The sequence below is a fragment of the Mycobacterium sp. 5-140-3-2 genome (assembly GCF_035666375.1).
Taxonomy (GTDB): Bacteria; Actinomycetota; Actinomycetes; order Mycobacteriales; family Mycobacteriaceae; genus Mycobacterium; species Mycobacterium intracellulare.
In genome coordinates this window covers 5,491,006-5,506,221 of the sequence record NZ_CP142025.1, presented here as the reverse complement: position 1 = coordinate 5,506,221, position 15,216 = coordinate 5,491,006, and the positions used below count along the sequence as shown (strand labels likewise).

Annotated in this window: 12 protein-coding genes; 8 read left to right on the top strand and 4 right to left on the bottom strand. The window is 65.7% G+C overall.

All coding sequences use genetic code 11. The annotated features are described in order from the left end of the window. Positions 1-8: 8 nt before the first annotated feature. The gene (locus P6281_RS25850; protein WP_014712584.1) at positions 9-1,217 is read left to right on the top strand and encodes a thiolase family protein; all 1,209 of its coding nucleotides are present in this window, start codon (positions 9-11) and stop codon (positions 1,215-1,217) included. 6 nt (positions 1,218-1,223) lie between these two features. After that, positions 1,224-1,649, top strand: coding sequence for a Zn-ribbon domain-containing OB-fold protein (locus P6281_RS25845; RefSeq protein ID WP_014712583.1), 426 nt, complete (start codon positions 1,224-1,226; stop codon positions 1,647-1,649). A gap of 507 nt (positions 1,650-2,156) precedes the next feature. Here the strand turns inward: P6281_RS25845 and P6281_RS25840 are convergent. The 3 genes from P6281_RS25840 to P6281_RS25830 all read right to left on the bottom strand — a co-directional run bounded on the left by P6281_RS25840 (position 2,157) and on the right by P6281_RS25830 (position 6,995). Next, a complete protein-coding gene (locus tag P6281_RS25840) occupies positions 2,157-4,709 on the bottom strand; it encodes a S8 family peptidase (protein ID WP_081490143.1) in 2,553 nt (850 codons plus the stop codon). A 5-nt stretch (positions 4,710-4,714) separates the two neighbouring features. Continuing rightward, positions 4,715-5,713 (bottom strand): AAA family ATPase, encoded by a 999-nt coding sequence (locus P6281_RS25835; protein WP_014712581.1) that lies wholly within the window; start codon positions 5,711-5,713, stop codon positions 4,715-4,717. Positions 5,714-6,017: 304 nt separating this feature from the next. Beyond that, a complete protein-coding gene (locus tag P6281_RS25830) occupies positions 6,018-6,995 on the bottom strand; it encodes a LacI family DNA-binding transcriptional regulator (protein WP_008262393.1) in 978 nt (325 codons plus the stop codon). A gap of 291 nt (positions 6,996-7,286) precedes the next feature. Here P6281_RS25830 and P6281_RS25825 point away from each other — a divergent pair, with 291 nt between their 5' ends. From P6281_RS25825 to P6281_RS25800, 6 genes are read left to right on the top strand one after another with little or no spacing between them, the layout of a single operon-like run. Beyond that, positions 7,287-8,636 carry an amidohydrolase family protein gene (locus P6281_RS25825; protein WP_009953152.1) on the top strand — a complete coding sequence of 450 codons (1,350 nt, stop codon included), beginning with the start codon at positions 7,287-7,289 and terminating at the stop codon, positions 8,634-8,636. A gap of 2 nt (positions 8,637-8,638) precedes the next feature. Next, complete coding sequence (locus P6281_RS25820; protein ID WP_014712580.1) at positions 8,639-10,975, top strand: CaiB/BaiF CoA-transferase family protein; 2,337 nt, start codon at positions 8,639-8,641, stop codon at positions 10,973-10,975. Between the two features lies 1 nt (position 10,976). After that, positions 10,977-11,309 (top strand): hypothetical protein, encoded by a 333-nt coding sequence (locus P6281_RS25815; protein WP_014386116.1) that lies wholly within the window; start codon positions 10,977-10,979, stop codon positions 11,307-11,309. Between the two features lie 26 nt (positions 11,310-11,335). Next, positions 11,336-12,496: a thiolase family protein gene (locus P6281_RS25810; protein WP_008262386.1), complete on the top strand. Its 1,161-nt coding sequence runs from the start codon at positions 11,336-11,338 to the stop codon at positions 12,494-12,496. Then, on the top strand, positions 12,493-12,927 hold the full coding sequence (locus P6281_RS25805; RefSeq protein WP_014712579.1) for a Zn-ribbon domain-containing OB-fold protein: 435 nt from the start codon (positions 12,493-12,495) through the stop codon (positions 12,925-12,927). The genes P6281_RS25810 and P6281_RS25805 overlap by 4 nt, the downstream gene beginning before the upstream one ends. Continuing rightward, positions 12,924-13,571 carry a MarR family transcriptional regulator gene (locus P6281_RS25800; RefSeq protein ID WP_008262381.1) on the top strand — a complete coding sequence of 216 codons (648 nt, stop codon included), beginning with the start codon at positions 12,924-12,926 and terminating at the stop codon, positions 13,569-13,571. Before P6281_RS25805 ends, P6281_RS25800 begins: the two co-directional genes overlap by 4 nt. Here the strand turns inward: P6281_RS25800 and fadD1 are convergent. After that, positions 13,513-15,144, bottom strand: a complete 1,632-nt coding sequence (gene fadD1, locus P6281_RS25795) for a fatty-acid--CoA ligase FadD1 (RefSeq protein WP_014386114.1) — start codon at positions 15,142-15,144, stop codon at positions 13,513-13,515. The two genes, P6281_RS25800 and fadD1, sit on opposite strands and share 59 nt — an antisense overlap. Between the last annotated feature and the right edge of the window lie 72 nt (positions 15,145-15,216).

Below are 15,216 nucleotides of genomic sequence, written 5' to 3'. Positions count from 1 at the left end.
GACGGCTCATGGGTTTACGTGGCGAGGCCGCGATCGTCGGGTACGTCGAACTGCCACCCGAACGCATGACCAAGGCGTCGCCCGCCCCCTTCGTCATCGAGCAATGGGCCGAACTCGGCGCCGCCGCGCTCGCCGATGCGGGACTGCCCTTCGAGGTTGTCGACGGCATCGTGGCGTCACATCTGGCCGAGTCGGAGATCTTCGTCCCCTCCACCATCGCCGAATACCTCGGAGTGGGGGCGAGGTTCGCCGAACACGTGGACCTGGGTGGCGCCAGCGCCGCGGCCATGGTGTGGCGGGCCGCCGCCGCCGTCGAACTCGGCATCTGCGACGCCGTCTTGTGCGCGCTGCCCGCCCGGTACATCACCCCGATGTCGCCGAAGAAACCCAGATCGCTCGGCGACGCATTGTATTTCGGGTCGTCGAGCAACCAATACGGCTCGCCCCAGGCCGAATTCGAGATCCCCTACGGAAATCTCGGCCAGAACGGACCGTATGGCCAGGTCGCCCAACGCTACGCGGCGATCTACGGCTACGACGAGCGGGCGATGGCCAAGATCGTCGTCGACCAGCGCACCAACGCCAACCACACCGAGGGCGCGATCTGGAAGGACAAGCCACTGACCGTCGATGACGTCCTGGCCAGCCCGGTCATCGCCGACCCGCTGCACATGCTGGAGATCGTGATGCCGTGTGTGGGGGGCGCCGCCGTCGTGGTCGCGAACGCCGACGTCGCCAGGCGCTCCCGCAATCGGCCGGTGTGGGTCAAGGGATTTGGCGAGCATGTGCCGTTCAAGACGCCGACCTACGCCCAGGACCTGCTGCAGACCCCGATCGCCGCAGCCGCCGACACGGCCTTCGCCATGACGGACCTGACCCGGGGGCAGATGGACATGGTTTCGATCTACGACTGCTACACCATCACCGTGCTGCTCTCCCTCGAAGACGCCGGGTTCTGTGAGAAGGGCAAGGGGATGGAGTTCGTCGCCGGCCACGACCTCACGTTCCGCGGCGATTTCCCGCTCAACACCGCCGGCGGCCAATTGGGCTTCGGCCAGGCGGGTCTGGCCGGCGGCATGCACCACGTCTGCGACGCCACCCGCCAGATCATGGGCCGCGCCGGGGCGGCGCAGGTCGCCGACTGCCACCGCGCCTTCGTGTCCGGCAACGGCGGGATCCTGTCCGAGCAGACCACGCTCATCCTCGAGGGAGACTGATCACCGATGACCACCTTCGAGCGGCCGATGCCCGTCAAAACCCCTACCAGCGCGCCGTTTTGGGACGCGCTCGCGCAGCACCGCATCGTCATCCAGTATTCGCCGTCGCTGCAGGCGTATGTGTTCTATCCGCGGGTGCGCGCGCCGCGCACCCTGGCCGACGACCTGGAATGGCGCGAGATCTCCGGGATGGGGACGCTGTACTCCTACACCGTGGCCCACCGGCCGGTCAGCCCGCACTTCGCCGATGCCGTGCCCCAGCTACTCGCCATCGTCGAATGGGACGAGGGCCCAAGGTTTTCCACCGAGATGGTCTTGCCCAGCGATCGGGTCGACCCGGCCCGCCTGCGGGTGGGGATGCGGGTGAAGCCGGTGTTCTGCGACTACCCGGAACACGACGTCACGCTCCTGCGTTACGAGCCCGCCGACTGACGCTTGGAGCATGGAAGGATCTCACAGTGACTGCTGATACCTTTCCTCCGCAACATAAAGCGCGCGGGTCACCGACCAAGCAGAATTTTGCATACTATGCCGACGCCCCGGCCACACCAATGTGGGCCAGGCGATGTGCAATCCACGCCGAAGAGGTACAGCGGACTGGTGCTCTTTTTGGGCTTCAGCCGGCATTCCATGTGCTCCTGGACGGAGATGCCGATGGCCGTGGCGTGGGCGGTCAATAGAGCGCAATCTATTAACATGTCGTTAGTAGCGCTGCGATAAAACCGTCTGCCTCACGACGTTCATTCAGTAGAAGCTCAAACATATTTGGAGATCAGGCAATTCGGAGTAAGTGACTCTTATACGGGCCGGACACGGGAGTTCACCAACATGGGCTTGCGAAGGTGAAGCAGATGCTTAGGTCCTTAGGTTTCCGGCGATGGGCCGGCGCTGATGCGGACAGGATACTTAAGGAGACGCGGAGGCTGCAGTTCGCTCCTCTTACGTCTCAATCTGGACTTCAGCTGCGATCTGCTGCATTACCGGTGTCCACAAATCGATTTCGACTTCACGTGATTCGATGCTGACGATCAGTGAGTAGTCAACGCCTTCATTGCTCTGGTCATAGCTGCGGCGATTTTTCCACCAGCCCGCTACTGGATATACGGCGATCGCGCCCTTGCTGGCCAGGTCAATGGCTGACCCTGACCAGATATCGGTGTGAATTGATCCGGGGCTCTGTTGCTGGTTGGCGCCGAACAGCCAGCCGGTTTCGGTTTCGAGGGACGGCGGTGTCTGACCTTCAGCGCGCGCTCGCGTGTTGATCCGCTGACGGAACGTTTCGATACTGTCCTCCGGGCGTCGAGTCGCGAACCTCAAACCATGTGAGGGGTACACGTACCTGCCCGTCCAGCCACGGCTGGAGGGATTCGGCTCGATGAAGTAGGAAAGTGTGACCCGTAGGTGAACGGTAACGTCGCCCAACGACTCTAACGCTGCGGTTGGCCATGGGAGCTGGTGCACGTTCATCTCGCGAACTTTTGCGGCGCTCGAGGCTCCTTGCTCGTACGGGTGTATGCGTGCCTCTGCAACAAGAGTGAGCGCGTCAATTGCACTTTGGCATGCCCGCGCGAGGTCGGGCACACCCATGCCGTATCGGCGTAGCAAGCTGCCACGTCGTGTCTTATTGGACTCTGCCGCGAAGCGATTTTCCATCGCTTCCGTCCATTGTGCGGAATGGACTACAAGTCCACGCACCGTCTCGGGCTTGAGATCTGGGTAAGCGGCACAAATATCAGCGGCGATCGCTGCAACCTGGGCAGTGGCAGCGGAAGTATCGCGTGTAGTCGTGAAAAGACCCTGTCCTAATCCTTGAAGTCGCGTTGTGAGCAATGCGAGGTTCGGAGGCGTATCGACCCCGGTGCCGTCCGGCGAAGCGGCGACGTTCCCGCCGTCTGCGACCACATCTGGTTTGAAGGGCCACTTCTTCCTGTCAAACACAACAGAGGTGCGACTTACAGGCGCGAGTTCGCCACGCGGCGCTATTGGTACGTAGTCTTCGAATCCCGTTGGTGCGTTAGCCATGTCGTCGTGTGCTGAGTATGCGCCCACTGTAAGGGCATTCCAAGCCTGGGCGGGGTCTTCGATCGGTTCTAGATCGCTGCGGGCGAGATGGTCGTCGTCGGCGTTGAGATCTCTGATGTTCCCGGCGGAGACGACGAAAAGTCGGGGCCGACGGGGTTCGTCGCGGTCTAGGTAGGTGAACTTGAGGTCCGTGTCATCGATAGCGCGGCCGAAGGCTAGCGCGTCAATCGCCGCTGACCAGGATGTTGGCCGGCCCGCCTCATAGTTTTCGGCCGGCTCGGTTTCGCCATCGATGGGGTTGGGCCTGGGCGCGGTCACCGCGAGCATGAAAACGCGGGGACGGTCGGGTGCCTGGATCTCGGGTCGGTCGATTGAGCGGGCAGTAATGGCACCGTAGAGATCGCGATCAGTGCCGCCCGTGTCGGGTAAGAACTTCACGGATTCCAGGCGGTGCAGGAGTTCGACAGTGTGGGCGCCGGTGATGGCGTTTTGAAGATCTCTGTATAGGGCCAGACCTGCCATTTCTGTTCCGTGTGGATGGACCGGCTGAACCTGCCAGCTAGCGTCAGCTCGATGGACATCGAGCGCATCGAGTGACGCAGTCAGCAGAGGATGGCTGTCCTGAACGCCGGTGTCCAGGACGCACACCACTGGTGCATCGCCGTCGGCGGCTTGCAGACGGTTCAACAGATCATCTGCCCAGGGCATCTGTTCGGAGGCAGGAAGCTCGGCGAGGAAACTTGCTACATCATGCGGTCGCCGTAGTTCCGCGATGTCATCCAGCGATTCGAAGGTCTGCGAAAGCTGGTCGGCAGTGGCGCGCAGTAGAACGACCGTCCGATCCCCGAAGCCGAGGTAATGCTGACTTGTACGTAGCCGTCGCTCAGATGCGAATGCGGTGAACCGCTGGAGCTCGTGACTATCACGGTTTCGTAACCACACCTCCCACCATCGTAATTCGGTGTGGTCATCCGGGAATTGCTCATCCGGGTCGGTCCATAGCTCACGAATAGTTGCCCGACGGATGGACTGTATGCATTCAACCAGCGCGGCATGACGCGCCTTATCGTTCGACGCAGTCTCAACATAGGCGGACAGTCGCTTGAAAAAGTACTGCTTCTTACCGTCAGGTATAAATACGGTTGCCATCTGAATGTCACCGTCATCGGTTGCGATCCGGCGCACAGCGAGCAGCTCAGGCTGTTCGCCAGAGGACTGCGGGTCAAGACTCTCCAACGCGAGTTCTAGCCCAGGAAATGACACGAAAGTTACGTAGGCTCCGGCGGTCTCGGCTTCATCAGTCGGCGGAGAAATTGCATCTTGAAGCTCACGGGTGAGCCGCCGGCCGTGACTCGGTCGGTCTCCGGCGAAGGGCTCCTTTTCGATTCCGCCGCCAGCGCTCGCGAGGGTGAACGGCTCGGATGTGGGGAGGTTTCGCACAACGATGTGCGGTCTATCGCGTTCAGCCATGCTGCCTAGGCGGGCGACTCACGATGCGCAATCGTGCGAGGTCGCTCCTTGAGAGCCGCAATCAGATCGCCGGTCAGGATTCGCTTACGCTTCGATAGAACGGTGCGCTTCGCGGCGTTCTCAGCGGCGGTCGTAATCTCGGCATGGCTTAAACCACGGGCAGCAGCAATTACCCGAGTCCAGCTCAAATTCCCGGTCTGAAAGGCAACAAGCCGGTTACGGATGACTGCTTTAACAGCGTCGTCGTCCGGTAACGCGAAGTCCATGACCGTGTCGAAGCGGCGGAAAATGGCCTTGTCTAGTAGCTGTGGATGATTCGTCGCTGCGACCACGAGACTTCCGGATTGTTCTTCCTCTAGGAACTGTAGAAACGAGTTCAGGACACGGCGGATCTCGCCGACGTCATTCGGGGTCGCGCGATCGCCTGCAAGCGCATCGACCTCATCGAATAGGTACACACCTCTCGTTTCGACGAGCGCATCGAAGATCAGACGCAGTTTCGCTGCCGTTTCGCCCATGTACTTCGTGATAATCATGTCGAGTCGGATAGCGAACAACGGCAGACCGAGTTCGCCTGCAATGACCCGCGCCGTCGAGGTCTTTCCGGTCCCTGGAGGACCTATCAGTAGGACCTGGCTCGCGGGATGAAGTCCATGGCGCCGCAAGACATCACGCTGACGCTGCTCAAGCAAGACTTGCCGTAACTGCTCGTCTAGCTTGCGTGATAGGACAAGGTCCCCAACACGAGCATCCGGATAACTTACAGTCAGCAATGAGCCGAGTTCGCCACGAGGCTGCGCGACGGGCACGACTGACGCGACTTTTGACTGCGTTGCGCCCTTCTCGCGTAATTCGTCAACGAGGTCGCGGAGCTCCTGTGCAAACTTCGCCTGTCCAGCTCGGGCTGCTTTCGCCGCCACCTGCATAGCAACGGAATAGAATTGGGGATCGTCGCGATCAGCGTGGCTCTTGACCAGTGCCTTGAGTTGGTCGTTCGTCGCCATCGCTGACCTCCCTCCAGTTCGTCGACGCCCCAACCGGGTCGGCAGATCGTAGAGCGAGTGTACCTATCGGCGGTACACCTATCAGCGAAACCACGCTCGCGGAACCGAGTTCAACGTCCCTGGGCTCATGACAGGTGACCACCCACCAATAGGATGCAGCCCACCACCGACAAGAACCACCAAATCTGGATCGCGTCGGAGGGTCCAGCATCTTCCTCGGTCCGCACACTGGACATCGACAATGTCTGTCGAAGGATTCCACCAGGCGGTGCGCTCCAGCTGAACTTTCATCAGGTTGACAATGCTAAGTCGACGCCCGCACCACCAGGTGGGCGATGTCCGTCAGCTCGGGGGAGGGCGGGGCGGGTTGCCCCAGCCGCTCGAAGACGGCGGCGAGGGCGGCGTCGGCGACCGCGCAGGGGTCGAACTGAACGGTGGTCAGCGGTGGGGTGCTGACCATGCCCATGGGACTCGCGTCGACACCCATCACCGCGAGGTCGCTCGGACAGCGCAGCCGCGCCCGATGGATGCCGTAGAGGACGAGGCAGGCGATCTCGTCGCTTTGGGCGCAGACGGCGGTGACCCCGTCGCCCACCCATCCGGTGACCACGTCGGCGGCGTTGTCCAGGGTGACCTGGTCGACTCGCACGGGTGGCAGGTCGCGCGCCCGCGCGGCCCGCGACACGCCTTCGAACCAGTAGTCGCCCAGCGGCCTCCAGCGGTCAACCCCGGTGTACGCGAAGGCGATTCGACGATGGCCGCGCTCGACGAGGTGCTCGACTCGCATCTCGCCGACCGAAAGATGCGGGTTGTTGAGTGCGGGCAGCGTCCCGATCTCGATGTGCGGGATGCCGGCCTTGGCCACCGCCTCGCGGGCGGCCGCGCTCAGCGGGAACAGGCTGGTGATCGCGACCGGGTCCAGGTTCTCGATCGCATCGACGACATGATGATCGTCGTCGGTCTCGAAAACCTGGACCTGAAGCAGACCCTGGCGGGCCAGCGCCGTGGTCATGCGGCTGCCCGCCTGCATCGGCATCTCGCCCACGGCCACGTGCGGCACCACGTAGAGCACCACACCGCTTTTGCCGCGCGCGAGGTTGCGGGCGGCGAGGTTGGGCCGATAACCGAGGAGTTTGGCGGCGCGGTAGACGGCGTCGCGGGTTTCGGGGGAGATCCGCCGGCCCTGCGCGTTGTTCAGCACGTAGCTGACCGTGGCGGTCGACACGCTGGCCAACCGGGCCACGTCCGCGGTGGTCGGACGCGCCGCCTTATTGCTGCTCAACTTCCGTCACCTTCCGGGCCCGGTCATGCCCCATGGTGGCATGCGAGACCCACCGGCACCGCAGGATGTCGTGTGGTGGAGCCGCATCACGTGGACTATTAGTCCACATGTGCCGGGAACGTCGTGCCCGAGCCGCCAGGAACAGGACGCGAAGCCCGCCAGCGCCTTGTCTCGTTGCGATGCAGCGGAAGACACAAGGGCGCCGCGCTGTGTCCAACGCACCGCGCGTCGTTGACACTGTGATCGGCACCATTATCTACTAGTCACTATAAATTGACCGAGGAGCCCGGCATGAACAAGGACGATCTGATCCTGATCAGCGTGGATGATCACATCGCCGAGCCGGCCGACATGTTCGACGCCCACGTTCCCGCCAAGTACAAGGACCGCGCCCCGCGGGTGGTCCTCGAACCCGACGGCGTCCAGCAGTGGTACTACGGCGAGGTCCGCGGCCGAAACATGGGCCTGAACGCCGTGGCCGGCAAGCCCCGCGAGATGTACAACATCGACGCCTCGCGCTACGACGAGATGCGGCCGGGCTGCTTCAACGTCGATGAGCGGGTCCGCGACATGAACGCCGGCGGGCAGCTGGCGGGGTTGAACTTTCCGAACTTCACCGGATTCTCCGGCCAGGTCCTCAACCAGGGCCCCGACCGCGAGGTCAACCTGGTGATGATCAAGGCCTACAACGACTGGCACGTCGACGAATGGTGCGGGGCGTACCCGGGCCGGTTCATCCCGTGCGGCATCCTGCCGCTGTTCGATGTGGCCGAGGCCGCCAAGGAAGTCAAACGCCTGGCCGACAAGGGTTGTCACGCGGTGACGTTCTCGGAGAATCCGGAAGCGTTGCAGATGCCCAGCATTCACACCAAGTACTGGTATCCGCTGTTCGAGGCCGCGTGCGAGAACAAGACGGTGCTGTGCACGCACGTCGGCTCTGCCTCCCGCTCCCCGCAGGTGTCGACCGACGCGCCGCCCAGCGTGCAGATGACGGCGTCGTCGATGATGAGCATGTTCACCTTCACCGAACTGATCTGGGCGGAGTTCTGGGCGGACTTCCCGCAATTGAAGTTCTCGCTCACCGAGGGCGACGTCGGCTGGATACCATACTTCCTCTGGCGCGCCGAGCATGTGTACAACCGTCACTCGGGGTGGACGCTGGCGACGTTCCCGCCCGGCTACAGTGGTCCCACCGATGTGTTCAAGCGGCATTTCTACACCTGCTTCATCAGTGACAAGGTCGGCGTCCACAACATGGAGTGGTTCAACGAGGACATGCTGTGCTGGGAGTCCGACTTCCCGCACTCCGACAGCAACTGGCCGTTCGCGCCGGAGGACATCATCGCCACCATGGGCCACCTCGACGACCGGGTCATCGACAAGATCACCCACGAAAACGCCATGGCCGCGTACTCATTCGACCCCTTCCAACACATCCCGAAGGAACAGGCGAGGGCCGGCCGGCTGCGCGCGCAGGCCACCGATGTCGACGTCGTCACCCACGTCGGCCGCCGAGCCAGCCAGCGCGACCGGGACGCGTGGACCCGGATGACGCAGTTCGCCCTGCAGGCCGGAGCGGCCGCGCCCGTGACGGCCGAGGCGGCCGGCATCGCCGGACGCGCCACCACCCTGGGTAACTGAACGTGGCGGGTGCGGCGCCGTTCGCGGGTTGGCGCGTGCTGGAGTTGTGCAACGGACTGGCGGTGTCCTACTGCGGCAAGATGTTCGCCGACGCCGGGGCCGAGGTGGTGAAAATCGAATCCCCGCAGGGCGATTCGCTGCGCGCCTGGTCGGCGGCGGGCGGGCCACCGGGGGCGCTGTTCGGATATCTCGCCGCGGGCAAGAAGTCGGTGATCAACCGCGGCCAGGCAGAGGTCGCGTCGCTGCTGGCCGGCGCCGACCTCGTGCTCACCGACCTGACCGACGGATGGACGCTCGACGGCATCACCGCGCACACCGCCGCGTCGGCGGTGGTGGTGGCCGTGACACCGTTCGGCACCACCGGCCCCTACGCCGAAAACCAGGTCGCGGCCAACGAATTCATCCTGCAGGCACTGTGCGGATCGATCGCCGGGCGGGGCTGGCCGGACGACGAACCGGTGCAAGCCGGCGGGCGGCTCGGGGAATGGCTAGCGGGCACGTTCGCCGCGGCGGCCGCCGCGGCCACGGCGCGGCACGCCTCCCGAAGCGGCCGCGGCCGGGTCATCGACGTCTCGACGTACGAGGCCATGGTGATCGCCATGGGCGGCCTGTCGGCGATGTCGGCGAGCGTGCTGGGCCCCGATTCGCTGCTACACGAACGCAGTTTGGAGCTGCCGTCGATCGTTCCCACCGCCGACGGCATGGTCGGCTTCTGCACCATCACCGCGCAGCAGTTCCAGGACTTCCTGGTGATGATCGACCGCGCCGATCTCGTCGGCGACGCCGAGCTGGCGTCCTTCGCCGGACGGGTCGCGCGCCGCGACGAGTTCCTGGACATGGTCACCGCCTGGACCAGAAGCCGCACCACCCAGGAGATCGTCGACGTCGCCGTGGCCTTCCGGATCCCGGTCGCCCCCATAGCGTCTCCCGAGATGCTGCCCAAACTGGACCATTTCGTGGAACGCGGCGTGTTCGTCGAATCGCGGGACGGGGTGCTGGCGCCGCGGGTGCCGTATCGCAGCGAGGCGATGGCGACCAGGCCGCCCAGGCAGCCCCCGGCGCTCGGCGCCGACAACGCACGCCTGCACTGGCCGCCGCGACCCGAGCCGCCCCGCACCGACGAGGCCGACGCGCTTCCGCTGTCCGACGTGCGGATCACCGATTTCACCGCGTTCTGGGCCGGCCCGGTCGCCACGCAACTGCTCGGCGCCCTGGGCGCCGACGTGATCAAGGTCGAGGGCGTCCGGCGGCCCGACGGCATGCGGTTCTCCGCGGGCCGCCCTCCCGACTGGGATCAATGGTGGGAGTGTGGCCCGGTCTTCTTATGCAGCAACAACAACAAGCGCGGGGTCAGCGTCGATCTGGGCACCGATGCCGGGCGATCCGTCGCGCTGGAACTCATCGCCGCCAGCGATCTGGTCATCGAGAACTTCTCGCCCCGGGTGATGGCGAACTTCGGCCTGGAATGGGACGCGGTCCGCGCCGCCAACCCACACGCCATCATGGTGCGGATGCCCGCCTTCGGCCTCGATGGCCCGTGGCGCGATCGCGTCGGGTTCGCGCAGACGATGGAGCAGGCGACCGGCATGGCGTGGATGACCGGCCACGCCGACGGTCCGCCCGTGATTCCGCGCGGAGTGTGCGACCCGATCGCCGGCTTGCACGCCGCCTTCGCCGCCGTGGCCGCACTGGCGATCCGCGACCGCGAGGGTGCCGGCATGCAGGTCGAATCGACCATGGTCGAGGCGGCGCTCAACGTGGCCGCCGAAATGCTGGTCGAGTACTCGCGCAACGGAATCGTCCTGCGGCGCAACGGGAACCGCGGCCCCGGCGCGTCCCCCCAGGGCGTGTACCGCTGTCGCGGCGACGACGAATGGGTCGCGCTCGCCGCGCTGGACGCCGCCGCCCGGGGGTCGCTGGCCGGGCTGCTCGACCAGCCGGATCTACACGACACCGCGTGGGACGAACGGGCCGACGACATCGACAAATTGATCTGCGCCTGGGCCGCGACGCGCTCGGTGACCGAAGCGGTCGACGCGCTGCGCGCCGCCGGCGTGGCCGCCGCGCGCGTCACCCCCGCCGCGGCGCTGCTGACCGATCCACACCTGCACGCACGCGGCTTCTGGGAGACGGTCGACCATCCCGTCGCCGGTTCTTTCCTGTGCACCGGAATGCCTTTCGCATTCCTCGACCGGCCGAGACGCTGGATCCGGCGGGTGCCACCGCTCTACGGGCAGCACACCCAAGAGGTACTCACCGACATTCTCGGGCACAGCGAAGCGGACCTGGCCGACCTGCGGCGCTCGGGCACCATCAGCGACCGGCCGGCGGGCCTGTGACATGGCGGTCAGCCTGTGCGTGCCGCCCCGTGCCGGGGAGCTGTGCGCGCCGGTGCGCTTCTTGGTGCGCCGGGATTCGGTGGTGATGGAGCTGACCGCCCGCCACCGCATCACCAGCGTGGAATGGGACGAGGACGAACACGCGGTGGCGATGGTCGTCGAGATCACCGACCCGCAGACGGCGCGACCGGTGGACGTGCGGATCGACGTCGTGGCAGTGGCCGGCACCGATCACAGCCCCGCGCCCGGCACCATCATCGGCACCATCACCCGCGACGGGAGACGATACGAGGTCAGGGGCACCTACCTGGGTGTCGTCGCGGACGAAAACTGAACGGCGGTAACGGGAATGGAACATCGGTGAGCGCGACGAGGCGCACCGCGGCGATCGTCGGGGTGCACAACACCCGGCAGGGACGTCGGTTGGACGGCGAAACGTCGCGCGGCCTGGCGATCAAGGCGATCCTAGGCGCGCTCGACGATGCCGGGCTGACCCTCGACGACGTCGACGGCATCAGCGCGAGCCCGCAGTCGACCTCGTTGATCTACGACCTGCGGATCGGCCCGGCCTGGCAGGGCCTGGCCTTCGGGGTCGGCATGATCACCGAGGCGGTCACCGCGATCGAGCACGGCATGGCGGACGTGGTGGTGCTGGTCGCGGCGCAGGCCGGCGAATACCGCGACCACGAGGCCACCGCGCCGTGGACCCGGCCCGAAAACGAATTCGTCGCGCCCTGGGGCATGTTCACCACCGCCGAATTCGCGCTCATCGCCCGGCGCCACATGCACGTCTACGGCACCACGCGCGAACAACTCTCGCTCGTCGCCGCGACCATCCGCAACAACGGTTCGCGCAACCCAGAAGCCGTCTACTACCAGCGGGGCCCGTTCGCGCCGGAGGACATCACCGCGTCGCGCCCCATCGCGGACCCGTTCCATCTCCTGGACTGCGCGACCACGTCCGAAGGCGGGTGCGCGCTCGTCGTGGCCAACGTCGACGCCATCGACGTCAAGAGTCAACCCATCTACGTCCTGGGCAGCGGCGCGGACTTTCACGGTCCCTCCTACCAGCACCCACCGGCGTACGACCTGGCCGGGCGGCGCGGCGATCACGTGAACGGTGTGGTGGGCCGGCGCGCGGCCGAGTGCGCATTCACCCACGCCGGGCTGCGCCGCGAAGACGTCGACGTGCTGGAACTCTACGACCCGTTCTCCTTCGAAATCATCCGCCAGCTCGAGGCATTCGGCTTCTGCGGCGACGGCGAGGGCGGGCCGTTCGTCGCCGATGGCCACATCGCCATCGACGGCAGCCATCCGATCACCACCGACGGGGGGACCATGTCGTTCAGCCACGCGGGCTCCAACCCGCAGATGATGCAGCGCGCCATCCGAGCGGTTCAGCAGTTGCGCGGCCAGGCCGGCGATCTTCAAGTCCCCGATGCGCATATCGCGTTGTGTAGCAACGGGGGAGCGGGGGCGTTGTTCACGACGGTACTGATTTTGGGAGACGAGCCACGGTGACCTCTGATCCATTGCGACCCCAAACCGGCCCCGTCCCGCACGCGAGCAGCCAGGTCAGCGTGCCGTTCTGGGAGGGCTGCCGGTCGCGGCAGCTGCGTTATCAGCGTTGCGCGGGGTGTGGCCTGGCGAACTTTCCCCCGACCGAGCATTGCCGCCAATGCCTTTCGCAGGTCGTCGACTGGCGGGAGGGCAGCGGTCGCGGCGAGATCTACAGCTGGACGGTGGTTTATCGGCCGGTGACACCCGAGTTCGAACCGCCGTATGCGCCGGCGATCGTCACGCTCGACGAGGGCTATCAGATGCTGACCAACGTCGTCGGTGTGCCGCCGGAGGACATCGAGGTCGGCCTGCGCGTGCGGGTGCGATTCCACGACGTCGGTCCCGGCGTGACGCTTCCGTACTTCACCGCGGAAGGAACCGACAGTTCGTGAGTCCCCGTACCAGCAACGGACTTCCGGTCACCGCCTACCTGGTCCTGGGCGTGCTGGCGGCCAACGACGAGCAACTCACCGCCGGCGAGATCAAGATGCGCGCCGAACTGTCCGTCGGCCACTTCTACTGGTCCCCGTCGGTCAGCCACGTGCGGCGCGAACTGACCAGGCTGCTGGCCCGGGGAATGGTCAGCGAGACCGGCGCCCAGTCCGGCAAGCGCGCCATCACCCTGTACGAGACCACCGAGGCCGGGCTCGACGCGCTGCGCCGCTGGGTGCAGCACTTCCCGGGGCAGGACCAAGTGGTCATCAAACACCCCGTCATCCTCAAAACCTGGCTGGCCCGCGGCGAGGACCCCGAACACGTCCTGGACACCCTGGACCGCCATCTCGACGCGACCCGGGCCCGCCTCGACGAGGCGCTGTGGTCGCGGCAGCGTTCCCGCGAGCTCGGCATCACCGACGACCCCGAACAGCGCTACTCCTTCGCCGTTTTGGACTACGCGATCCGCGGGCTGTACGCGGAGATCTCCAACATCACCCAGCTGCGCGACGAGATCGCCGCCGGCACCACCCGCGATCCGGTCAAACGGGTGCGACGGTCGAAGGGGCAGATCCGCCGTAGGGAGCCCCGGAGCCCGTGACCGCATAGGCTGTCCCGCGGGATTCGCGCTCCCACAACACTTCTCCCTGCCCGATCGCGGTTCCCTGGGCGATCAACTGGCGCTTGAGCACCTTGTGGGTGGCGGTGCTGGGCAGGTCGGCGGCGATGCGGACGTAGCGTGGGCGCGCCTTGGGGGACAGGTCGGGCTGGGCGTCGAGGAACGCTTCGAATTCGTCGGGCGCCAGCGTGTGGCCGTCGTTGAGCACGACGGCTGCCATCACTTGATCGCCGACATGGCCGTCCGCGACGGCGTAGACCGCGACCCGGTTGATCGCGCTGTGGCGCAACAGGATCCGCTCGATGGGCGCGGCGGCCAGGTTCTCGCCGTCGACCCGCATCCAGTCGGCGGTGCGGCCGGCCAGGTAGATCCAGCCGTCGGAGTCGCGGTAGGCGAGGTCTCCGGACCAGTACATGCCGTGGCGCATGCGCTCGGCGTTGGCGTCCGGATCGTTGTAGTAGCCGGTGAAGAAACCCGAGCCGGCCGTGTTCACCAGCTCGCCCACCGCTTCGTCGGCGTTGACGAGTGCCCCGTCGGCGTCGAACCGGGCGACCGCGCATTCGGTGACGGTATCGCTGTGGTAGATGGCCACCCCGTCGGCGCCCCGCCCGATGGAGCCCTTGGGCGTGCCGGGTTCGCGGATCACGATGACGGCGTTCTCGGTCGACCCGAAGCCGTCCTCGACCTGCACACCGAACCGGCGCGCGAACTCCTCGATGTCCTTGTCGTTGGCCTCGTTGCCGAACGCCACCCGCAGCGGATTGTCGGCGTCGTCGTCGCGTTCGGCGGTGGCCAGGATGTAGGCCAGCGGCTTGCCGACGTAGTTCATGTAGGTGGCGCCGTGGCGGCGGATGTCGTCGAGGAAGTTGCTCGCCGAGAACTTCGCCGGCACGATCGCGGCACCCGAGCACACCGCCGGCGCCCATCCCGCGACCACCGCGTTGGAATGAAACAGCGGCATCGACACGTAACAGGTGTCCTGGTCGGTGAGGGTGAATCGCTCGGCCAGGCTGAGCCCGGCGACCGTGGCCATGAAGTGAGATACCTGCACCGCCTTGGGATTTCCGCTCGTTCCCGACGTGAAGATCATCATGAAGGCGTCCATCGCGGTGACCTGCCGATGCGGAGTGAGCTCGCCGGCGGAGTCGATGAGCTCGGCCCACTGCGGCGTCGAGGTGTCGAGGACGCGCGTGTCCGCCAGGTCCAGGCCGTCCAGCAGCGGGCGGTGCTCGGCGTCGGTCACCACGAACTGGCAGTCCGCGCGGCGGATGTCGGCGGCCAGCGCCTCGCCACGGCGGGTGGTGTTCAGGCCGCACAGCACGTAGCCGCCGAGCCCGGCCGCCGCCATCTGGCTCAGCATCTCGGGGGTGTTGCCCAGCAGGGCGCCGACGTGCACCGGCCGGGACGGATCGGCGGCGGCCAGCAGGGCCGCGGCCCGCGCCGTCGAGCCCTCCAGATACTGACGCCAACTCCATTGCGCATCACCGTATTTCACCGCGATCGATGAATCGGATAGGCGCTTGCGCAGCAGCGCTTGAATCGTGTCGTCAGCCATCGGTCCGATTCACCCTCACTCTGCCTACCCTACGAGACGAGACGGTCCGTCTTATAGTAGCGGCCGGCGGCG

Bases quoted from the DNA above. Each gene is read 5' to 3' on its own strand.
- P6281_RS25815 (WP_014386116.1), top strand. From the start codon at position 10,977: ATGGCGGTCAGCCTGTGCGTGCCGCCCCGTGCCGGGGAGCTGTGCGCG.
- P6281_RS25835 (WP_014712581.1), bottom strand. From the start codon at position 5,713: ATGGCGACGAACGACCAACTCAAGGCACTGGTCAAGAGCCACGCTGAT.
- P6281_RS25850 (WP_014712584.1), top strand. From the start codon at position 9: ATGGGTTTACGTGGCGAGGCCGCGATCGTCGGGTACGTCGAACTGCCA.
- P6281_RS25845 (WP_014712583.1), top strand. From the start codon at position 1,224: ATGACCACCTTCGAGCGGCCGATGCCCGTCAAAACCCCTACCAGCGCG.
- P6281_RS25840 (WP_081490143.1), bottom strand. From the start codon at position 4,709: ATGGCTGAACGCGATAGACCGCACATCGTTGTGCGAAACCTCCCCACA.
- fadD1 (WP_014386114.1), bottom strand. From the start codon at position 15,144: ATGGCTGACGACACGATTCAAGCGCTGCTGCGCAAGCGCCTATCCGAT.
- P6281_RS25825 (WP_009953152.1), top strand. From the start codon at position 7,287: ATGAACAAGGACGATCTGATCCTGATCAGCGTGGATGATCACATCGCC.